This is a genomic window from Shimia sp. (assembly GCF_039969785.1).
Lineage (GTDB): Bacteria > Pseudomonadota > Alphaproteobacteria > Rhodobacterales > Rhodobacteraceae > Shimia.
The window spans coordinates 34280-55563 of the sequence record NZ_JBDVNC010000051.1 but is presented as its reverse complement, the minus strand read 5'-3'; the positions used below and the strand labels follow the sequence as shown (position 1 = coordinate 55563).

Here is a 21284-nt window from a genome sequence, read left to right as displayed (position 1 = left end):
AGGAGACGACAATGGAGCGGGTTTTCGGCACAACACAAGCCATGACAATCGCCGGGTTGAACCTTATCAAACAGGCTTTGTCGATCTATGACAGCGACCTGAAACTTGTTGTCGCCAACATGCGCTTTCGCGAAATGTTTTCCATTCCGACCCACCTCACTGAACCCGGTGCGGATTTCGCCGAGACCATTCATTTTCTGATCGACAATGGCGAATACGGCTACGTTCCCAAAGCGGAACGCGACAGCTTTGTTCAGGAGCGCGTTGAAAGAGCGCTGGCATTTGAGCCGCATTACTTTGAACGCAAGAGGGCCACGGACGGGCGTTGGATCAGCGTCGAAGGCTCGCCCTTGCCCGAGGGCGGATGGGTGGCAGTGTACACCGACATCACCTCAACCAAACGCCAGGAGGCTTTGTTGCGCGGACGATCAGAAGAGCTTTCTGATCAGCTTTTGCTGCACGCCGAAGAGCTTTCCGCCACAAACCGCGAGCTGGAATCAACCGTGAACGCGCTGGAGGAGGTCAAACGACAGCTGACCCAATCCGAAGCCCGTATGCGATTGACCGCCGAAATGATGCCCGCGCATATCGCGCATGTCGGACCGGACCGGCTTTATACCTATTCCAACCGGCGCCTGTCCTCCGTCATTCCCGGACGGCCCAGCAATATCGTTGGGATGCACATTGGGCGCGCTTTGGGCGAGGACGCTTTTCGCTCGATCCGCCCCTATCTGGACGCCGCATTCAAAGGCAAGCCGTCGGTTTTCGAATTCAACGAACACCCAAGCACACGGCGCATCCGGGTCGCGTTTACGCCTGACGGGAACAAAGGTGATTTGCGCGGTGTCTATATTCTGTCGATGGACATCACCGAAGAAACCCAGACACGTGTCGCGTTGCAACAAACCCGGCGGCGTGAAATTGCTGCCCTGATGACCAGCGGTCTGGCGCATGATTTTTCCAACCTGCTGACCATCATCCTTGGCACACAAAGCAAACTGCAAAAGATGGAGTTGCCTGATGACGCCCGCGCGTTGATCGAGGCTACTTTGGGCGCGGCGCACCGTGGTGGTAATCTGCTCAATCGGCTGGCTGACGTAACCATTCACCGCGCACCCAAACTTGTGCCCACAGATATGGGCGCTTTCATCGCCGATCTGCAAACCCTCGCGACGCCAACATTGGAAGGCCACGCCAGCCTTGTCATTGAGGAATCCATTTCAGACGGCTTGCTGATGCTGGACCCCGCAATGTTGCAAGACACGCTGGTCAACCTGCTGCTAAACGCCCGCGATGCTTGTGGCAAGGACGGCACTATCCTGTTGCTGGCCGAACTGGTTCAGGAAACATGGGTGCAATTCACAGTCCGCGACACCGGGCCGGGTTTTACCGAAGAGTCGCTTAAACACGCGCTGGACCCGTTTTTCACCACCAAAGGCTCCGAAGGCTCGGGGCTTGGGCTGGCGATGGTCTATGACATGACCAAGCTGGCCGGGGGCGATGTGCGGATTGCCAACACACCAACCGGGGGTCAGGTCACTGTGCGCCTGCCCCTGCGCCGGGCTGCAAAACATGTCACGCCCGGTCTGGCCCTTTTGGTCGAAGACAATCCCGATTTACGCGGGATGATCCGCGATATGCTGACCGACATGAAACACACAGTGATCGAGGCCGCCAGCGTTCAAGAGGCGCGCGATCTGATTGCGCAATTGCCCGAGATTAAGCTGGTCCTGTCCGACATCATGCTCGAAGGGGACGCCACGGGTGTTGACCTGATCCGCGACCTGACAAATGAAACGATGCCGTCTTATTTGATGACATCATTGCCCCAATCCCATCCGCTGTATATCCAAGGCGCGGCCCGCGCCCCGGTTCTGTCCAAGCCGTTTTCGGCCGAGCAGCTCGATCAATTTTTGCACCCGAGGTAAAAGATATGACAGCCCCGCTTGTCACAATTCTGGACGACGAACCCGAAATCCGCTTCATTCTGGCCGACGCGCTGGAAGATGCCGGGTTTCGCACCATGAGCTTTGCGCGCGCAACAGAATTTGAAGCCGCGCTCAAGACCACGACACCCGAAGTCTGTCTTGTTGATCTGGGTTTACCCGACAAAGACGGGTTGACCCTTGTTCACCGGTTGGCGCTGGAACTGGGGGCTGCGGTTATTATCATCTCCGGCCGCGCTCAGGTTCAGGATCGCGTGACCGGGCTGGACCTTGGGGCAGACGATTACATCATCAAACCTTTCGACCCGGCCGAGGTTGTGGCGCGTGTCCGTGCGCGCCTGCGCAAAGATCGCGGCACCGCAACAAATGTCGCGAATACCGCGCATTTCAACGGTTGGACCGCGTATTTTGACCGATACACTCTGACAAATGACGAAGGTGAAGAAACCACCTTTAGCCATGCCGAGGGCGAGGTTCTGCGTCTGTTTCTGGACAGCCCAAAGCGCCTGATCAGCCGCGCGCACATGCAGGAATCGCTTGGTGGCGGCGCAGGTGAAAGCTTTGACCGCGCCATGGATGTCCGCATTTCACGATTGCGCACCAAACTGAAGGAAGACCCGAAAAACCCGCAACTGATCAAGACGATTTATGGCGCGGGCTATATCTTTCTGGGCGATGTCCGCTGGGATTGAAATCAACCTTTTATCCAACCGCAAATGCCGTGTGACCAGGGTTGAGGTCGCTTTTTGTAGCTGAAAACAACGCACAGGTTGGGCGACTTGCTTGCTAGAATACTAAATGTAGCGTTGTTCCGCAAAATAGGGTATAGTGCATTTCAACGGCAAGTACCGGTCGGGCAGAACCAGCGCTTTGATGGGAGAAAAGCGCGCAGAAGGCAACGAAGGTCAGGCGACACAGTCAGCGGTTTTAGCCGCATCAAAATGGCCTCGGATTACCTCACGGGACACTCCCAACTTCCCGCAGACCAAAATATCGGCTGCGGGATATTTTTTGCTTTCAGACAACAAACTCATGCCGTCTGCGCCGGAACTCTGGCACCAGAACGTCGCGAAAAGCGGAAACCTTGCCGGACGGCCACACATCCGGGTGCCCGACAACCCAGATATCCGCATAGGGTTGCGGTTCCAGCACCGGAATCTGCACCAGCCCCGGGGTCGCGCGGCCCAGAAACAGCGGCATACGCACCACACCCAAACCCGCAACCGCGGCCCCAACCATCGCGGCCATATCATCGCAGATCAGCACAACGCGCGAGTTTGGAAAGGCTTGCTTGGCGGCCTTGGGCACATGCGAAAACGCCTCGTAAACCACCCAATCAATAACAGCGTCAGACCCTTCGGCGGCGCGATCCACCCAGCGCTGCACACCAAATCCGGCGGATAACTGCGTGGCCACACGCAGGCCGGTCAAACTATCACCCGGACTACGCGAAATCCGCACCGCCAGATCAGCCTCTCGACGGGTCAGGTCGACCAGTTCGTTTGACGCCTTCAGCACCAGTTCTACATCCGGATGCAACGCCGAAAACCGTTCGATCACCGGCGACAGATAGGGACCAATCAACAACTGCGGCGCCGTGATCACCAGCTTGCCGCGCAACCGTTGATCACGCCCCTGCAAATCACGCAGCAACGCCAGCTCTTGCGTCTCCATCTCAGAGGCAAATTCAGCCACACGCAAACCGGCTTCGGTGGGTCGATACCCATCGGCCAGCCGTTCGAACAAAATGGTTTCCAGCGTCGCCTCAATCCGCGTGATACGACGTGAAACCGTTGTGTAGTTCACACCCAACAAGGCACCAGCCGCAGCCAGCGAACCGCCCCGCACAAGATGGAGCACTGTTTTCAGGTCTTCCCAATCCGCCTTCATGACATGCATATACGCACATCCAGCTTGCAGATACACGCGTTTTCGCAAGCCGCATTGCGATCTAGGTTGAGGGCAGACATCAATCCAGGAGATAAAAAATGGTTTTCGCCTATGCCAAACTGACCGTAACAAACCCCGAAGCGCTGGCTCAATATCGTGAGAAAGCCGGACCTGCCCTGGCGCGCCACGGTGGGAAAGTCGAACAAGGCAGCGCTGATACAATCGTATTGGATGGCGCACCCGATTTGCCCGACGTGGCCGCCATCCTGTCCTTTCCGGATCGCGAAAGCGCTTTGGGGTGGATCAACGACCCTGAACTGGCACAAACACATGATCTGCGCCGCTCCGCCGGAGCATCCGATATCGTGCTGTTGGGCTGAAACAGTCTCGTATATGACAACAATTCCCTGCCCTGTTGCATCGCGATTCCGCGTGCAATAGGGTTGGGTCATGGCCATCTGCATTCTATACAAACCGTCGCAGAAAACGCGCCCGCGATACTATCGCGTGGAAATTGCCATGAACCTTTTTGAGGAAGTGTCCGTCATGCGGGAATGGGGTATTTCGGGCGGCAATGGTCAAACGAAAATCCACATTTTCGGCAATCTCAGAGAGGCGTCAAATGCGGCCGACCTGTACAGATTGCGCGCGCAGAAACGCGGTTATCTGCGCGATTAGTTTGTCAGCCGCGCAACCGCATCAGCGAGAACCTGCAAGCCGACAACCAGATCCGCCTCGTCTGTGTCTTCCTCAAATGCGTGACTAATCCCGCCAATTGACGGCACAAACAGCATCGCGACCGGCATCTGCTGTGCGACGTTTGTTGCATCATGCAACGCGCCCGAAGGCATCTCGCGCCACTGACCCGGCGCGTTTGTTTCGGCCGCTTCGGTCAACGCGTGGCGCAGGCGCGTATCCATCGCCACCGGTTCCAGCCCAAGCATATCACCGAAATTCAAAACCATCCCATGCTCTCTGGCCACATCCATGGCCACCTGCCGGATAATCTTGTCCATTTCGGCCAGACGCCCGGTGGAACTGTCCCGCCATTGCATTGAAAACGTCACCTTGCCGGGCACAATCGAGCTCGCATTCGGGTGCAGGTTCACCTGCCCGATTGTCCACACTGTCGCCGGCGCAACCACCCCTTCAAAGGCAAGGCTCAGGCGCGTATTGAACGCTGAAAGCGCCTGAAACGCGTCCTTGCGCATGTGCATCGGTGTTGTGCCTGCGTGGTTTTGTTCCCCCGTCAATGTCACGCGCATATCCCGGATGCCCACAATATCCGTGACAACGCCAATTGTATCCCCGGCCGCGTCCAGCCATGGCCCCTGTTCGATATGCATTTCGATGAAGCCAGTGAACTGGCGCGGATCGACCCAATCACCAGCCAGATGCGCCATATTCTGGCGGGCCTGAGAAAACGAAACCCCCTCGCGATCCAGGAAATGATCCGCCGTGTCCAATGAAACCGTACCGGACCAGACCGTGCTGCCGGTAGTCACACCAAAGCGGCCCTCTTCGTCCTGAAAAGACACAACTGAAACCGGCGCGCCGCGGTCTTGTTGTGCAGACCGCGCAATCTCTAACGCGGCGATCACGCCCAGCGCACCATCCAGCCAACCGCCTTCTGGCTGACTGTCGGTATGAGAGCCCAGCAAAAGCGACGGCGCCTGTGCCAGCCCCCAGACGGATCCAACCGGGTCCACCTGCACCGTCAGCCCGGCCTCGGCCATCTGCTGCATCAACCATTCACGCGCCGCGATGTCCGCATCTGAAAACGCCGGGCGGATCACGCCCTTACCCACACCCGAGGCACCAAAGGACCGCAATGTATGCAAGTCAGACAAAAACCGATCAGGGTTGATCATTGCGCGCCTCCAAGAAACTCAGCTTCAGAATACCGCCAACATTGCCCTGCGCAATCACATTGCAGGAAACTTTGCGTCGCCTCTTTTCCTTTAGGCCGCTCTGACCTAATCAGAACATATTGGTTTTTAAGGTTTCATCCCATGCCCCACATCACCCTCATCCGCCATGGACAAGCCAACACCACCGCGCGCGATGAAGAAAGCTATGACAAGCTGTCCCCGCTTGGTCATCAACAGGCGCAGTGGCTTGGGGGGTACATGAGCGAAACACAGGATCGGTTTCAGCGCGTTTATACCGGCACAATGCGGCGTCACGTTGAAACTGCAACCAGCATGGGCATTGCCGACCCGTCGCAGATGATCCACGATCCACGCCTGAACGAATTTGCCTATTTCAACCTGTCACAGCTGATGGAACAGCAACACGGTCTTGAAGTGCCAACCGAGCGGGAAGGGTTTATCAGCCATCTTCCAACCGTGCTGAGCGCTTGGGAGCGGGGTGACATTGAGGGCGCACCAGAAAGCCATGCTGACTTTTCCAACCGCATTCAGGACGTCATGAAAGAGATTGCCGACGGGCAAGGGCGCGCCATGGTGGTCACGTCCGGCGGGCTGATCGGGGCTGTTCTGCGCCAGACACTTGCGCTGGACGTCGTTGGGTGGTCACAGATGTGCCTCGCAATCATGAACACGTCGGTGCATCGCTGGCAGATGGTGCTTGGTCGCCCCCTGCTCACCCAATTCAACAACGTTGCACATCTGGACACCCCCGAGCGTCACCACGCACGGACCCATCTCTGACTAAACTGTTAGGAACTGGTTCAGGCGGCTTCGCCGACATGATCCTTGTGCACGTATTTGCAGTCACAATAGCTGCACTCGACCCAGCCACGATCACTGGGGATCTGCAGCCAGACACGCGGATGGCCAAGCGCGCCTTCGCCGCCGTCACAGGCCACACGATAAGAGTCAACGATCTGGGTTTCGGGCGCTTGAATGGTCATTTCTGGCAGTCCTCTGATTGAAACGCCGTTACACCCGGTTGTTGTTCCGGGCCGGTTTGGTTAGGTCCGAATATGAGGGATAGTGCAGCCGGGAGCAAGTGCAGCTATGACGCAGAGCGCCATCGAAATCACGGGACTGACCAAGACCTACAAGGGCGGGCGGCACGAACCTGTCAAACATGCGCTCAAAGGCATCGACCTCGACATCCCGGCAGGGTCAATTTTCGGGCTTCTTGGCCCAAATGGTGCCGGAAAATCCACCATGATCAATATCATGGCCGGACTGGTGACAAAGACCTCCGGCAATGTGCGCATCTGGGGGTTTGATCAGGACACCAATCCGCGCCAGTCTCGTGCAGCCATTGGCGTGATGCCTCAGGAACTCAACCTTGATCCCTTTTTCACCCCCCGCGGCGCTCTTGAAGTGCAGGCCGGGCTGTACGGCGTTCCCAGGGCACAACGGCAAAGCGACGAAATTCTCGAGATGATCGGCCTCAGCGACAAGGCCGAGGCCTATGCCCGCACGCTGTCGGGCGGCATGCGCCGTCGTTTGTTACTGGGCAAGGCCTTGGTGCACGCACCCCGTGTTCTGGTGCTGGACGAACCAACCGCCGGCGTCGACATTGAACTGCGTCAGATGCTTTGGACCAATATCCGAAAGCTGAACGCCGAACAGGGCATGACCATCATCCTGACAACGCACTATCTCGAAGAAGCCGAAGAAATGTGTGACCAGATCGCGATTATCAATCAGGGATCGCTTGTCGTGTGCGACAGCACCGCGAACCTATTGGGTAAGATGGATGCCAAATGCATGATGATTGACCCAAGCGAACCACCATCATCGTTGCCACAAGCGCCGGGGATCGAGGTCGAGCGTCGTCCGGACGGAACCCTTGCCCTGTCCTATCACGCGCGACAAACCACCGCCGAGGATGTGCTGCGCGCGGTGCGCGAAGCGGGAATATCCATTCGGGACGTCAAAACGGAACAAGCCGACCTGGAAGACGTCTTTCTGAACCTGACCCGGTCGACCTGACACACCGGCGTTGCCAAGAATTTTGCGAAACTTGCCGGGTTCACAGACGGGTTTAGTCCGCAAACAGATGTTCTGTATCAACAATACGCGTTGCGACATCTTCGGAGACAGACAAAAACTGCATCACCGATGGAACTTGCTCACCCAAATCGTCGCCTTCGCGAATGCGCCCGACATTCGTAAATCCAGCATCCAGAATACGGTCGCCTTCATTCAGAATGTCGCGCCGGATTGTCGGCAACAGGCGTTCAAGCGTTTCGTGCGGTGTACGATCGCCAGCCAGCCCGATCCGGGTCGCATGCCCAATCAGATATTCATCCGTAAAGGCGCACTGAACTTCCAACATCCGTGTGGTGGATCGGTCTCCGAAAAAGTCCTGCATCAGATCCATCGCTGAGGGATCAAGACAGATAATCAGCCGGTTGGTGTCGTAATAGTCAAACAACATGCGCATCAAGGCGCGCCGGTGACGGGTACGTTTTTCCAATGTCGACTGGATACCACCCAAATCCGGAAGCGGCGTGCTTTCTTCGTTAAACAAATAGGCAATCGCCGGAATATCAGTTTGTCGCTGAATCCTGTGCAGCAAACGCTTGGAAACATGCCATTTTTTGCACACCAGAATCATAAGCTCGCGATCTCGCCCCAAAGTCGACTCGGTTTCCCAGAACCGGCTGGCAAATCGTTTGCCGTCACGTCCTCGGCTGGTCAGGAACTTAAACAGGCTTGGCCCTTCGGCAGAGATTTGGAACTGAACTTCTTTTTCGGCATAAAGACGCCCCAACCGCTCTTTCAACTCCAACGCCTCTGGGCTGATTTTGCGTGCAAACAAATAGTCCTGACTGAGCAGCAGATCATACTGATCGTTATAAAACGTTAGCGGCATCCCATAGTCCGAGAACATCAAAAACGTGAGTGTTCTTGTGCGGATTTCCTTGGATGGCACCAGATGCCGGACGATGGTCTGGAAAAACGTCTCATCCGGAATCCACGTGGTGCGAAAAAACCGCATCACATCCTTACGCTGTTCTGTGAAATGCAGCACGGCCTCAACGGTCTGACGACGCAGGCACCACCATTGACTGCCAATCATGATTTGCAAATCTGAAGGAATTTCCCGGGTCAGCCCAAACCGCCGCTGCAAATTGAATGACGCATAGAACCGGCGTTTTTGTGTCCGCTCGTTGAACCAGTGGCGATAGATCAGGCGTTCTTCCTTCCATCCCGTCTTGATCCAATCGCTTTCAAAATAGTCAAAGCTCTCGATGAAATCGACATCGTTATCATCCAGAAAGTCATGAATGTACTGGGACGACTTGATCACCATGCAATCCCCGGAAAGCATGTAGAAATGTGTCGCCCTTGGAAAACTCTGTATTGCGGCCTCTACGGCATACAACGTGGCCTGTATCAGCGACCACTCTCCCCAACCGCATTTTATCCGCTTTTTGGCAAATGCAACGTTCTCATTGTCCTTAAGCGCATCTTCAATCATGCGAAAATGCGCGGGCTTGGCACGCGCATCAAAGTGAATCGAGATGCAGTCACCTGTGGCCGTAAGACGTTTGGCCTGATTAATAATGGCCTCTGGGTCCTTGTGGCACAGCAAAATGTAAGCGATTTTTGCCATTCCCGAAACCGTAACCCTGTTTATTGATTGATTGTTTACCCATTTAATGATGAACACGCGTTGAATAAACAGACATTATTTGCTTTTTTTGTGTTGATGGCGAAAGTGGCTCACAAGAGTCATGCCATAAACGGAGACAGATTATATGGGCTTTCCCGGAACCTGGATGACCGAGAGCGAGAGTGTATTGTATCGCGTGGTCCCAAAATGTGCCTGCTCGACCATCGGACAAATCATGTTCTATTCAGACCATGGCGCATTTTTCGATGGCGATATCCACGACGCAAAGTCTGGAATGCACAAATGGGCGCTTGAAGAAAGTCACCGGCCAATCACGGACAATGTGCGAAATCACAGCGCGTACACATTCACTTGCGTGCGCAATCCTTATACCCGCATCCTGTCATCTTTCTTTGACAAAATCTGTGGCATTCAACGCAATGGCAAACGCTATCGCGGCAATCTCGTTCCGATGCTTATTCAGAAATATGGAATCGAAGTTGGCGGCGATGACGGGAAACAAGAATTTGACCAGATTCAAAGCTTTCGCCGCTTTTTGCTATTTGCCCGTGATACCATTCGTTGGCGCCGCCCTATGGACCCCGACATTCACTGGTCCGCAACTTCGGGGCATGTGTCGACATTTATCGTGAATGGCGGTTCCTATGATCAGATCGTCTGGACCGAAACCTTCAACGACGGCATGCAACAGGTATTGGACAACGTCGAAACGCGACACGACGTTGATCTTGCAACAATCCCGCGATTCAATGAATCCGAAGGCCACGGCCCTAAACGCGCCCACCCGGTCGAGGATTATTTCGACGATCTGTCGATGCATCTGGTGTACGAAATTTACAAAAGCGATTTCCGCCTGTTCAAATACGATTTTGAAAATCCAGCCAACAAGATGCCAATCGGCGAGATTGATCTGGACGAGGTGCACGCCAAGCTGGGCAACTGATGGCCGGATATTCAGGCAAACCGCTGTGGCAAAAGCTCGGGTTGAAACCCGGTATGCGGGCGGTTGCCATCAATCCGCCAGCGGCCTATCGCGATCTTCTTGGGGACGGTGCGCCCGAACTGTCATGGGGTTCTGATCTTGTCGCAGAGACCGAGGTCTTGCATGTTTTTGCCGACAAATGCGCGCCGCTTGAAACGGCGCTCACAAATGCACGGCACCTGATCGCCCAAGACGGCATGATCTGGGTAAGCTGGCCGAAAAAGGCATCCAAACTGCCCAGTGAAATCACCGAAGACACCGTCAGGGCCATCGCTTTGCCGATGGGGCTGGTCGACGTAAAGGTTTGCGCCGTCAGCGATATCTGGTCCGGCCTAAAGCTGGTGATCCGCAAAGAACTGCGCACCTGACATTTCCCGCTTTAAATGAACAGGCGCCGATCACATCCCTGGATGGACCGGCACCTTGCATAATAGCTGACTAAGCGATTGATCGTTTACCCGATCAGTCCTTCGCGGCGAAACAGCTGTTTGACATCCACCTCTGGACGCGCGCCGTAATGGCTGATCACCTCGGCAGCCGCGATGCAGCCCATACGACCGGACGTTTCAAGGCTTTGCCCCGTTGCCACACCGTACAGGAACCCGGCCGCAAACTGATCACCGGCCCCGGTCGCGTCTACCGGTACAATCTCGTTGACCGGCACAGACGCCTTTTCATCACCTTGCACGATAACGACATCATGTCCGGACCGGGTGCAGACAATCAGCCCGCTATCATTGGCAGCCTGCTCCAGCGCCGAAGACAAATCGGTTTGATACAGCGATTCCCATTCGTGTTGATTGCCGATCACAAAATCTAGGTCACACACCAGACGGCGGAAATCTTCGCGATGACGATCCACGCAAAACGGATCACTCAGCGCGATACCGGCTTTGCCTCCGCCCTGACGGCACAGCTTGGCCGCCCGCTCGAATGCCTGCTTTCCTTTGGGCTTGTCATAAAGATACCCCTCCAGAAACAGCAGGGTCGCGTGCCCGGCAATATCGTCTGACACGTCTTCCGGGCCGACTTCGGAAGAAATACCAAGATAGGTGTTCATCGACCGCTCTCCGTCCGGAGAGACAAAGATCATCGACCGCGACGTTGGCAAATCGCCACCCGCCACAGGCGTGTTCACAAAATCGGTGCCTTCCGATTGCATGGATGACGCATAAAACCGCCCCAGCGCGTCGTCCTGCACCCGGCCAATAAAGCCGGTCTTCAGACCCATCGACCCCAACCCGGCAATCGTGTTGGCCACAGATCCGCCCGGCGCCTGCGTCCGGTTTGTCATCCCGGCATACAGCATTTCGCCACGTTCGCGTTCAACAAGCTGCATAACTCCTTTCTGGATACCCATCAGGTCCAGAAACGAGTCATCCGATTGGGAAATGACATCCACGACGGCGTTGCCGATACCGACAACTTGATATGTAGTGCTCACAGATTTTTGTCCTCAAACATACAGAGATCCCGGATCAGGCAGTTGCCGCAAACAGGTTTGCGCGCTTTGCAAACATACCGTCCGTGCAGGATCATCCAGTGATGGGCGTGGTGTTGAAACTCCACAGGAATATTGTCTTCAATGGCGCGCTCAACCGCGACCACGTCTTTGCCGGGGCATACACCCGAACGATTGCCAAACCGGAAAATATGGGTGTCCACGGCCTGAACCGGGTGCTGCCACCACATATTCAGCACCACATTGGCAGTCTTGCGACCCACCCCCGGCAGGCTTTCCAGCGCGGCGCGTGAATTGGGCACTTCGCCGTCATACTGCTCAACCAGAATCTTCGACATCTTCATCACGTTCTTGGCCTTGTTTCGATAAAGCCCAATGGTCTTGATGTGATCGATTAATGCCTCTTCTCCGAGGTCGAGCATCTTTTGCGGTGTATCGACGATCTTGAATAACGCGTTAGTGGCCTTGTTCACCCCCACATCAGTTGCTTGCGCCGACAATGCGACCGCAACAACCAACGTATAGGCGTTGACGTGATCTAGCTCACCTTTGGGTTCAGCCTCAGCCGCCTGAAACCGGGTGAAAATCTCGCGGATGGTATGAAAATCGAGTTGCTTTGCCATGACCCTCTAATGCACCGCGTTGCCGTATCAGGCAAGACCGCACTCCCCGTTCGCAAACCGCTACTTCTTTTGCTGCTGGTCTTTGAGAGCTGTTTCAATCTCGATCAGCCGCGCCAGCACTTCGTCGCGGTAGGTATCCGTGCGCTCGTCTGCTTCGACGTGATGCGCGTCCTGCATCGAATTTACCACCAGACCAACCACCAGATTCAGAACAATAAAAGTGGTCAACAAGATGAACGGAACAAAAAACACCCAGGCATAGGCGTAGGTCTCCATCACCGGGCGCACGATCCCCATGGACCAACTTTCCAGGGTCATGATCTGAAACAGCGAATACCCCGACCGCCCCAAGGTGCCGAACCAGTCAGGAAAAGCCGCGCCAAACAGCTTGGTGGCCATCACCGCGCCAATGTAAAAGATCAGCGTCATCAACAAAAACACGGACCCCATGCCGGGCAAGGCGTTGATCAACCCCTCAATCACGCGGCGCAAGGACGGTGCAACCGACACCACCCGCAACAATCGCAGGATTCGCAAAGCCCGCAAAACAGACAGCCCCTGCGCTGCGGGAAATAAGGCAATGCCCACGATCACAAAGTCAAAAATGTTCCAGCCGTCCGAGAAAAAGCGCAAGCGTCGGACATATATTTTTGCCACGATTTCCAACACAAAAATCGCAAGACAAAGCATGTCCAGCGCAATCAAAAGCGGCCCGGCCGCCGCCATCACGGTTTGCGACGTTTCCAGCCCCAATATGACCGCATTGAACAAAATAACGCCCAGAATGGCATTTCTAAACAGGGGGCGTTCAATAAAGACGCCCAGACGGTCACGCAAACTCATTAGGAAATCACTCGGGTTTTGAAAATTCTCTGATCATCCACCTTCATATGGGCCGCGCGGGACGGCTTGCAAGTTGCGAATGGCCCGTGCGCGGGCATGACATGGACTGATGCGGATTTTTGCACAAGAAACGGGTCGCGAATGATCGGCGCGGCGCATAATCTCGGGGCACAAGAGTTGAGGAGAGAAACGATGTCCGACATGCAACAGGGCTATCATTTCAATATCATGCGTCGCGCGATCGAGCTGATCGACCAGAACGAAGATCCGCTTTCGTTAGAGGAGTTGTCGCGCGCGATGGATATGAGTCCGGCTCATTTTCAGCGCCTGTTCACCAAATGGGCTGGCGTGTCGCCAAAAAAATTTCAGCAATACCTTGCTCTGGGGCACGCCAAAGCCTTGTTGCACGACCATTTCACGACGCTGGAAACCTCTGACGCGGTGGGATTGTCCGGGTCTGGCCGGTTACATGATCTGTTCCTCCGCTGGGAGGCGATGAGCCCCGGCGAATTCGCCAAGCGCGGCGAGGGTCTGACGATTTACTGGGGCTGGTTTGACAGCCCATTTGGCCTGTCGCTGGTGATGGGAACGGACAAGGGGATTTGCGGCATTGGATTCGCATCCGAAACCGGCACAGAGGACGCAATGCAGGACCTGACGTCGCGCTGGCCCAAGGCAAATTTTGTCGAAGACCCCCTGTTTTTGCGGCCATGGGTTTTGGCCGCCTATAATTCCGAATGTAACGATCTGGGCAAAGTGCCAATCTATATGATCGGCTCGGCGCTTCAGATCAAAGTCTGGGAGGCGTTGATGCGTATCCCGTCCGGTCAGGTCTCAACCTACTCCGAAATCGCCCGCACCGTCGGCTCGCCCCGTGCTGTGCGGGCCGTGGGCACCGCCGTGGGGCGCAACCCGGTCAGCTGGCTCATCCCGTGCCACCGCGCCATGCGCAAATCTGGCGGGCTCGGGGGGTATCACTGGGGCCTGCCGGTCAAACGGGCCTTGCTGGCGTATGAATCCGCCCGCGCTCAGGCCTGACCCAATTGTGATCAGAACCCCTTGTGAAACAGGTCAATCCGGTTGCAAAACAAGTGTGATTTCGGCGTCGAACCGCCGATTTGGGGTGGCGCGCCCTTGGGCACCGGACCCGGATCAGCTATATTGTCCAAAAAAACGACCCAATACCTGAGGCAACGAGATGACCAGAATCACACTTTCAATCTGTGCGGTATCCGCACTGGCGCTGACCGCCTGCACCGACCCCGGCTATGTTTCGGGCAGTCAGGAAGAGCGCCAAGAGTATCGCAACACGAAATCCGGCGCGATTATTGGCGGCATACTGGGTGCCGGAGCTGCAGCGGCCACAAGCAACAATGCGCTGGCAGGTGCCGCAATTGGCGCTGGTGTCGGCGCTGTGATCGGTCACAATCTGGACAAGCAGGAAGCCGAGCTGCGCCAGCAGCTGGATGACGACGTGCACATCGAAAACACCGGTGATCGTCTGATCCTGACCATGCCTCAGGATATCCTGTTTGAAGTGGACAGCTATGCAGTCAACGCCGCGCTGCGCGATGATCTGACAAAGGTCGCAACCAGCCTGAACAAATACCCTGACAGCTCGGTTCAGGTTCTGGGCCACACCGATAACACCGGATCGGCTGAACACAATCAAACCCTGTCTGAACGCCGCGCCAACGCTGTGTCTGACGTGCTGATGGAGGGTGGCGTGCCGTTCTCCCGTATTCAGTCCATCGGGCGGGGCGAAGATCAACCATTGGCCTCAAACCTGAACGACGCAGGACGCCGTCAGAACCGCCGCGTGGAAATTGTGATCCTGCCCAATCCGGCCTGATCCAACGTGGATTGACGTGCGCGTTGCGTGTTGTCTTTGATGTCAGCTCAGCCGGTTAGCCGGCTGAGTACCAACTCAGCAGTCACAAGGACCGCGTTCTCATTGCGCGACAAGCGCCCCGTTCGAATATCTGTACCGTCTGTTCCAACGACGACAATCTCTGGCCCCGGCCCGTTCTTTCCGGCAATGGCGTCGGTGATCAGAAACTCCGTTGGCAGACTCTCAAGCACCCGGCCATCTTCGAACCGGGGCGTGTTCACGCTGCCGATCCCATGTACACGCGCGGCTTGCCAACCCAACGCAGCGCAAGCGGCATCCAGCCCCGTGGCGAAATCCTGATTGGGCAACAGTCGCAAGGCGGCATAGGATCCGCCAGTGGACGTCATTTGATCAACATGGAACAGATCGAAATTTGTCTCTTCATCAGCACGCCGATCAAATCGCGCCCCCACAAGGCCAATCCCGCGCGCTGTGACAGGCGTCCCCAGACGCGTCTGTGGCGCAAGGATGTGACCCATTGCAGCGGCCCGACCCTCGGGCGCCCATGTGCCATGCCCATGCAGAAAAGACGCATCACCATGACGGCCCACAATCATCCCAAGATGGTCAATCCGGCCCTTGTCGAAACTGTGCGTGTCCGAATACCACGCCACATGTGTTGTATCAGGCGCAACTGCGGGAATGACATAGGTCAGGCATTCGACCTCGGCGTTGACGATTTCCACCCACGCGCTGTCCAGCTCCAACGGAGCCAGAGCCTGTGCCACAGCGTCTTCCAAAGGCATGCCCGCTTCTAAAGTCACTTCAATGGCGCGGCCCTGGCAAGGCGCCAAATCCATACGCGTGTCCCGCACAGGCCCGGGGTGAACGACATGTCGCATCATGTCGTGTCGTCGGCCAGCCGACGCTCCAGTTCAGCGCGCACCAGCCGTTTGGCCATTTTGCCATAGCCGGATTTCGGAATTTCATCCCAGACGTGGAATGTTTTTGGCATCTTATAGGACGCGATCTTATCTTGCAGAAAGTCTGCTACTTCGTCCGCTGCCACTTCGGCACCCGCATGAAGAGACACAACCGCGACGCCGATTTCGCCCCACTTATCATCTGGCATGCCAAACACCGCAGCCTCAGAGACGCCGGGACAAAGCAATAGTTTCTCTTCGATTTCACGCGGATAAATGTTCGATCCGCCCGAGATGTACATATCGGACTGGCGACCAGTGATATACAGATACCCCTGCTCATCCATGTGACCCAAATCACCAGTGCGGAACATACCACCGCGAAAGCTCGTGTCGTTTGCTTCGGGGTTCTGCCAATAACCAGCAAACACAGCGGGACCGGTCACACAGATTTCACCCGTTTCGCCCAAAGCGCACTGGGTGCCGTCATCGGCCTGAATTTCAACCTGCATGCCTGTGCGCGGAAAACCACATGTCCCAATACGCGCGTCTTCAGCGGATGAATGCTCCGAGGGCGGCAAAACGGTGATGTTGCCCGTCACCTCGCCTAAACCGAAATATTGCACCAGAACCGGGCCAAGCACATCCAGCGCCTTGATCTGATCCGTCCGGTACATCGGTGCGCCCGCATAGATCACATAGCGCAGCGAGCTGTGATCATGCAAAGTCACCTCAGGCGCCTCAACAAGCATTTTCAGGATGGTTGGCACGGTAAAGATATTGGTGACACGCCACTGCTCGACCAATGACCAAATCTCGGCTGTGTCAAATGTCTGGGCCGAGGTCAGGATCGTCGGTGCGCCGCGCGCGGCCATCATAAGCTGATGCATACCTGCACCGTGCGACAGGGGGGCCACGACAAGCGAAGCGTCCTTGTGTGTCGTGCCGGGCACCAGGTCGCACAGGTGATTGATAATCACAAAGCCAAGCTGTCCATGCGTCAACACCGAGGCCTTGGGTCGCCCGGACGTGCCCGACGTAAAGAAAAACCAGCACGGATCATCGCGATCAACCGGCGCAAGTGCGGGCGTAACTGTTTGTTCTGCCATGAGATCATCGATGTCCGGCGCAAACTCGGCCTTACCGATGGCAAGGCATGTGTAGGGGCCTGCGACAGCGGCATGTTCCGGGAATGCCGCATCGCATAGCAACAGCTTGGCCCCAGAGAGTTCCGCCATCCACGCCAGATCATCCGGAGCGCCGCGAAAATTGGCAGGCACCCAGATCGCGCCCAGCCTGAAACAGGCAAACATGCTTTCAAAAAGCTGATTGCTGTTGCGCGACTGAACCAGAACACGGTCGCCTTTTTCAATCCCGTGCGCCACCAGAACGCCAGCCATCGATTTGACGCGGGCATCCATTTCCGCCCATGTCCAAAGCTGATCACCCCAGACAAAGGCAGGTTTTTCGCCCAGCCGCCGGGCCTGTTGTTCGACCAGATGCGCTAGGTTCATCGTGCGCGTGGAAACAGGCGTAATGGTCATTTCACACGCTCCATAATGGACACATAGTTTGTGACAGCTGCGCCGCCCATGTTGAACACTCCGGCAAGGTTGGCATCTGCGATTTGCATATCACCGGCATCGCCCATCAACTGCATCGCCGCCAGCACATGCATCGACACACCCGTCGCACCGATGGGATGGCCCTTGGATTTTAAGCCGCCAGACGGGTTCACAGGCAGCTTGCCATCTTTCCGGGTCACGCCCTCGCGAATGGCTTTCCAGCCTTCGCCCGGTTTCGTCAGCCCCATGGCTTCGTATTCGATCATCTCAGCCAAGGTGAAACAGTCATGCGTTTCCACAAGCGCAAGGTCATCCAGCGTGACACCGGCCGTTTCCTTTGCATCATCCCAAGCCCGCCGCGCACCATCAAAGGCGGTCATATCGCGACGCGACAATGGAAAAACATCATTTTTATGCGCACGCGCGCGAAATGCGATGGCTCGCGCCAGCCCTAGTGCGGTTGCACGATCCGTGACCACCAAAGCCGCGCCACCATCGGAAATCAGGCTACAATCGGTGCGCCGCAAAGGTCCCGCCACGCGCGGGTTTTTGTCCGAGATCGTGTTACAGAAGTCGACGCCGAAATCCTTGCGCATATGGGCAAACGGGTTGCCCATACCGTTGGCGTGGTTCTTGGCGGCGATCATCGCCAGTTCTGTGGATTTGTCGCCGTATTTCTGAAAATAGCTGTCAGCGATCTGGCCAAATATCCCGGCGAACCCTGCGGGCAGCCCGTCTTCTTCCTTGCGATACGCTGCGGACAGCAAAATGTCCCCGACGTCCGATGTTGGAGTTGCGGTCATCTTTTCGGCACCGATCACCAGGGCAATTCGTGCGCGGCCTGCTTCAATCGCATCGATTGCCGTATATAGCGCGGCAGACCCTGTGGCGCATGCGTTTTCGGTACGCAATGCGGGCGTGTTCTCAAGCCCCGGCACCGCCACCGACACCAGCCCTGCCTCAAACCCCTGTTTTGAAAACCCGGAATTCAACACGCCAACAGTCACCAGATCCACATCCCCGGCGTCCACACCCGCATGGTTCAGCGCGTCCGTCCCAACGCTTGCAAACAGCGCTTCGATGCCTTCCGCGTCCAATTTGCCAAAAGGGCTGTGTGCCCAACCGACGATAACCGCGTTATTTTGATCCTGTGTCATGACATTATCCCGTTTTATCATTTGCTGGCCCATCCGTTCCAAATCGGGCACGTCGCTTTTATTCGCCTCACTTCGCCCTACAGCGGCCCGCCGGACACGATCCGCACACGTTCCTGATATTGCGGCATCTCCAATCCTAAGCGTCGCAATTCCGCAATTCGGATCATTGTCATTGCTCCATCGGGGTGCTGACCTCCAGCAAATTCCCGTCCGGGTCTCGAATATACAACGAACAGATCGGTCCGGTTGCCCCGGTGCGCGCCACCGGCCCCTCTTCGACCAGAACATTCAGGCTGTCAAAATGCGCCTGCCACGCCGTCAGACTTGTTTCGCTCAAAAAACACAGATCGGCAGAGCCCGGTATGGCCCGCGCTGCCTTGGGTTCAAATTCGGCCCCCGCTTGATGCAGGTTGATCTTTTGCGCACCAAACGTCAAAGCCCAGCGTTGGGTTCCGTCCGCCGGTTCAAACACCTCAGCCGTCATGCCAAGGACACTCTGATAAAACGCTATCGTGGCCTCAATGCTGGCCACAGTCAGAACTAAATGATCCAACGCATTCACCCTGGGCATATCTGTCTTGTCCTCTTCCGCTTTGCCACCTAGCGTGGCTGACATGCAGGATGACGCAACCCTTTGCCATCGTCAAAGCGATCCGTTGGACCCCGCCCGCGCCAATGCGTTTTTGGCCGCACTGGGACGACACGATCAGGTTCAGGCGGGCGATAGTTTATTGCCCTTGTTTCACCAGCTCTATTTCTGGGACGCACAGCCACCGGCCCAATTGGGGTGTGATGGTCATCCCAAAGTGGGCGGCCTCATACCCGACATGGGGCTGCCCCGACGCATGTGGGCCGCTGGCAAGGTGCAGTTCCTGCATCCGCTGCGCGCTGGGACGACCGCCCAGAAAACAACCACACTTGTCAATTCCAGTCACAAACAAGGTCGAACCGGCCCGCTTGGATTTGTGACCTTGCGCCACGAGATCACACAGCAGGGCCAAGTGGCGATCCGCGAGTTTCAGGAACTGGTTTATCGCAACGACCCTGATCCAAGCGTTGCACAGACGCCACCCCCAACCGCGCGAACCGATGAGACAGACAGCTTTTCGCGTTGTTTCGACAGCACGCTGTTGTTTCGATATTCCGCGCTGACATTCAACGGGCATCGCATCCACTATGACCTCGACTATGCGCGCGATGTCGAAGGCTACGGCGGGCTGGTCGTGCACGGTCCGCTTTTGGCGCAAATGCTGATGTTGATGGCGCAGGAAAAACTGGGAACTTTGTCAGAATTCTCATTTCGTGCAACCGCGCCACTGATGCATTTTGAAAACGCGGCTTTCTGTTGGGCAGATGATGGCACCTGCTGGGTGCGTGGACCGGATGGACGCCAGTGCATGACCGCGCAGGCGCGCTAAAGAGAGGCTTCCGGCTGAAAATCCGCAGGAATATCGTTTCGGCCCGCCAAAACCAGATCGGTCATAACCTGTCCGACTTTGGGCGCCATGCCAAACCCGATTTTGAAACCGCCATTGGCAATGAATTCCCCAACACGCGTTGGATGCGCACCCAACATGGGCGCGCGGCTTTTGGTACGCGGGCGCACCCCGGCCCAACGTTCAATCACCTCGGCACCGCGCAGCGCCGGAACGGCTGCACAGGCGCGCTCCAGCACCGTATCAAGCTGAGTATCTGTCGAAGACGGGTCGTCAAAATCCCGCTCGGTGGTCGAACCGATTGCTACCGTTCCATCCGCGTGCGGCACGACATGCACACCATCTGCAAAAATCTGAGGCATATCCGGGCGGGCCACGCGCAAAAGCGCTGACTGCCCCTTTTCACCATTGCCAACCACGCGCCCCAATTCGGCGGACAAATCCATCAACCCGCGCCAACCGGTCGCCCAAACCACCTTGCCTTGCGCCGCACCAGCATCGGTTATCTCACCACCAAGCGCGACCACAGCCGCCGCCAAAGCGGCCGCCGCGCTTCTTGGGTTCATACGCGCCGACAAGGTGTCGTGAATCAAATAGCCTGTTGGCGACTGCGGTGCCCAGTCGCCGCCATCTTGCGCGGATACCACTTGCCAATCCGCTTTGCCCTGCCACAGCTCTTTGGCGGTGTTGCCCCGCGCATACGCCAATTCCAGCCCGCGTTCATTCATCACGGGTTGCAAACGACCAGTGCGGTCATATCCCGCCGAAACGCCGCCGATCGTCTCTACTTCGACCCAAAACGTCTCTGCCATGATCAGACTGTCAAACTGAAACGCTTTCTTTTCGTTCCACTGCTCGGGCGCATGCGGTGCCAGCGCACCGACCAAACCGCCGCTGGACCCGGCCCCGATGCCGCCCGGATCAATCACCCGAACGCGCGCGCCTTGTTTGGCACAGGCATAAGCCACGCTTAGCCCGAACACCCCGGCCCCCATTACGCTTACATCCACCATTGCCAAATCACCCCGGGTCGTCCAATCCTGCACTTCTGACCTTCCATA

23 protein-coding genes are annotated in these 21284 nt (G+C 56.5%); 11 read left to right on the top strand and 12 right to left on the bottom strand.

Features of this window, described 5'->3' with window-relative positions; genetic code table 11:
• Nucleotides 1-11: 11 nt before the first annotated feature.
• The gene (locus ABJI08_RS22620) at nt 12-1928 is read left to right on the top strand and encodes a PAS-domain containing protein (RefSeq protein WP_348404112.1); all 1917 of its coding nucleotides are present in this window, start codon (nt 12-14) and stop codon (nt 1926-1928) included.
• 5 nt (nt 1929-1933) lie between these two features.
• Nucleotides 1934-2638 carry a response regulator transcription factor gene (locus tag ABJI08_RS22615; RefSeq protein ID WP_348404111.1) on the top strand — a complete coding sequence of 235 codons (705 nt, stop codon included), beginning with the start codon at nt 1934-1936 and terminating at the stop codon, nt 2636-2638.
• A gap of 325 nt (nt 2639-2963) precedes the next feature.
• Here ABJI08_RS22615 and ABJI08_RS22610 read toward each other — a convergent pair whose 3' ends face one another.
• Nucleotides 2964-3872, bottom strand: coding sequence for a LysR family transcriptional regulator (locus tag ABJI08_RS22610; protein ID WP_348404110.1), 909 nt, complete (start codon nt 3870-3872; stop codon nt 2964-2966).
• Nucleotides 3873-3934: 62 nt separating this feature from the next.
• Here ABJI08_RS22610 and ABJI08_RS22605 point away from each other — a divergent pair, with 62 nt between their 5' ends.
• Together ABJI08_RS22605 and ABJI08_RS22600 are read left to right on the top strand one after the other, a co-directional pair.
• Nucleotides 3935-4216, top strand: coding sequence for a DUF1330 domain-containing protein (locus tag ABJI08_RS22605; protein WP_348404109.1), 282 nt, complete (start codon nt 3935-3937; stop codon nt 4214-4216).
• Between the two features lie 70 nt (nt 4217-4286).
• Nucleotides 4287-4514: a WGR domain-containing protein gene (locus ABJI08_RS22600; RefSeq protein ID WP_348404108.1), complete on the top strand. Its 228-nt coding sequence runs from the start codon at nt 4287-4289 to the stop codon at nt 4512-4514.
• Here ABJI08_RS22600 and ABJI08_RS22595 read toward each other — a convergent pair.
• Nucleotides 4511-5707: a hydantoinase/carbamoylase family amidase gene (locus tag ABJI08_RS22595; RefSeq protein WP_348404107.1), complete on the bottom strand. Its 1197-nt coding sequence runs from the start codon at nt 5705-5707 to the stop codon at nt 4511-4513. The genes ABJI08_RS22600 and ABJI08_RS22595 overlap by 4 nt on opposite strands.
• Before the next feature lie 141 nt (nt 5708-5848).
• On the opposite strand from ABJI08_RS22595, the gene ABJI08_RS22590 reads away from it, so the two are divergent.
• Nucleotides 5849-6508 (top strand): histidine phosphatase family protein, encoded by a 660-nt coding sequence (locus ABJI08_RS22590; RefSeq protein ID WP_348404106.1) that lies wholly within the window; start codon nt 5849-5851, stop codon nt 6506-6508.
• Nucleotides 6509-6528: 20 nt separating this feature from the next.
• On the opposite strand, the gene ABJI08_RS22585 is transcribed toward ABJI08_RS22590, so the two are convergent.
• The gene (locus tag ABJI08_RS22585) at nt 6529-6711 is read right to left on the bottom strand and encodes a zinc-finger domain-containing protein (protein ID WP_348404105.1); all 183 of its coding nucleotides are present in this window, start codon (nt 6709-6711) and stop codon (nt 6529-6531) included.
• A 106-nt stretch (nt 6712-6817) separates the two neighbouring features.
• Between ABJI08_RS22585 and ABJI08_RS22580 the strand changes: the two genes are divergently transcribed.
• Nucleotides 6818-7750, top strand: a complete 933-nt coding sequence (locus ABJI08_RS22580; protein ID WP_348404104.1) for an ABC transporter ATP-binding protein — start codon at nt 6818-6820, stop codon at nt 7748-7750.
• 52 nt (nt 7751-7802) lie between these two features.
• On the opposite strand, the gene ABJI08_RS22575 is transcribed toward ABJI08_RS22580, so the two are convergent.
• Nucleotides 7803-9380, bottom strand: coding sequence for a DUF5928 domain-containing protein (locus ABJI08_RS22575; RefSeq protein ID WP_348404103.1), 1578 nt, complete (start codon nt 9378-9380; stop codon nt 7803-7805).
• 145 nt (nt 9381-9525) lie between these two features.
• On the opposite strand from ABJI08_RS22575, the gene ABJI08_RS22570 reads away from it, so the two are divergent.
• Both ABJI08_RS22570 and ABJI08_RS22565 read left to right on the top strand, forming a co-directional pair.
• Nucleotides 9526-10344 (top strand): sulfotransferase family protein, encoded by an 819-nt coding sequence (locus tag ABJI08_RS22570; RefSeq protein ID WP_348404102.1) that lies wholly within the window; start codon nt 9526-9528, stop codon nt 10342-10344.
• On the top strand, nt 10344-10751 hold the full coding sequence (locus ABJI08_RS22565) for a DUF3052 family protein (protein WP_348404101.1): 408 nt from the start codon (nt 10344-10346) through the stop codon (nt 10749-10751). Before ABJI08_RS22570 ends, ABJI08_RS22565 begins: the two co-directional genes overlap by 1 nt.
• A gap of 86 nt (nt 10752-10837) precedes the next feature.
• On the opposite strand, the gene ABJI08_RS22560 is transcribed toward ABJI08_RS22565, so the two are convergent.
• Genes ABJI08_RS22560 through ABJI08_RS22550 form a run of 3 tightly spaced genes read right to left on the bottom strand, consistent with a single transcriptional unit; the run spans nt 10838 to nt 13311 of the window.
• Entirely contained in the window at nt 10838-11827 is a 990-nt protein-coding gene (locus tag ABJI08_RS22560; RefSeq protein WP_348404100.1) for an adenosine kinase, read from the bottom strand.
• A complete protein-coding gene (gene nth / locus ABJI08_RS22555; RefSeq protein ID WP_348404099.1) occupies nt 11824-12468 on the bottom strand; it encodes an endonuclease III in 645 nt (214 codons plus the stop codon). The genes ABJI08_RS22560 and nth overlap by 4 nt, the downstream gene beginning before the upstream one ends.
• Before the next feature lie 60 nt (nt 12469-12528).
• Nucleotides 12529-13311: an ion transporter gene (locus ABJI08_RS22550; protein ID WP_348404098.1), complete on the bottom strand. Its 783-nt coding sequence runs from the start codon at nt 13309-13311 to the stop codon at nt 12529-12531.
• 192 nt (nt 13312-13503) lie between these two features.
• Between ABJI08_RS22550 and ABJI08_RS22545 the strand changes: the two genes are divergently transcribed.
• Both ABJI08_RS22545 and ABJI08_RS22540 read left to right on the top strand, forming a co-directional pair.
• Entirely contained in the window at nt 13504-14349 is an 846-nt protein-coding gene (locus ABJI08_RS22545; protein WP_348404097.1) for a bifunctional helix-turn-helix domain-containing protein/methylated-DNA--[protein]-cysteine S-methyltransferase, read from the top strand.
• A 160-nt stretch (nt 14350-14509) separates the two neighbouring features.
• Nucleotides 14510-15163, top strand: a complete 654-nt coding sequence (locus ABJI08_RS22540) for an OmpA family protein (protein ID WP_348404096.1) — start codon at nt 14510-14512, stop codon at nt 15161-15163.
• 47 nt (nt 15164-15210) lie between these two features.
• Here ABJI08_RS22540 and ABJI08_RS22535 read toward each other — a convergent pair whose 3' ends face one another.
• From ABJI08_RS22535 to ABJI08_RS22520, 4 genes are all read right to left on the bottom strand, one after another.
• Complete coding sequence (locus tag ABJI08_RS22535; protein ID WP_348404095.1) at nt 15211-16002, bottom strand: hypothetical protein; 792 nt, start codon at nt 16000-16002, stop codon at nt 15211-15213.
• Nucleotides 16003-16043: 41 nt separating this feature from the next.
• Nucleotides 16044-17609 carry an acyl-CoA synthetase gene (locus tag ABJI08_RS22530; protein ID WP_348404094.1) on the bottom strand — a complete coding sequence of 522 codons (1566 nt, stop codon included), beginning with the start codon at nt 17607-17609 and terminating at the stop codon, nt 16044-16046.
• Nucleotides 17606-18787, bottom strand: a complete 1182-nt coding sequence (locus ABJI08_RS22525) for an acetyl-CoA acetyltransferase (RefSeq protein WP_348404093.1) — start codon at nt 18785-18787, stop codon at nt 17606-17608. The genes ABJI08_RS22530 and ABJI08_RS22525 overlap by 4 nt, the downstream gene beginning before the upstream one ends.
• 169 nt (nt 18788-18956) lie before the next feature.
• Nucleotides 18957-19403, bottom strand: a complete 447-nt coding sequence (locus tag ABJI08_RS22520) for a VOC family protein (protein WP_348404092.1) — start codon at nt 19401-19403, stop codon at nt 18957-18959.
• On the opposite strand from ABJI08_RS22520, the gene ABJI08_RS22515 reads away from it, so the two are divergent.
• Nucleotides 19402-20205, top strand: a complete 804-nt coding sequence (locus ABJI08_RS22515) for a MaoC family dehydratase N-terminal domain-containing protein (RefSeq protein ID WP_348404091.1) — start codon at nt 19402-19404, stop codon at nt 20203-20205. The two genes, ABJI08_RS22520 and ABJI08_RS22515, sit on opposite strands and share 2 nt — an antisense overlap.
• Here ABJI08_RS22515 and ABJI08_RS22510 read toward each other — a convergent pair.
• A complete protein-coding gene (locus ABJI08_RS22510; protein ID WP_348404090.1) occupies nt 20202-21236 on the bottom strand; it encodes an FAD-binding oxidoreductase in 1035 nt (344 codons plus the stop codon). The genes ABJI08_RS22515 and ABJI08_RS22510 overlap by 4 nt on opposite strands.
• Between the last annotated feature and the right edge of the window lie 48 nt (nt 21237-21284).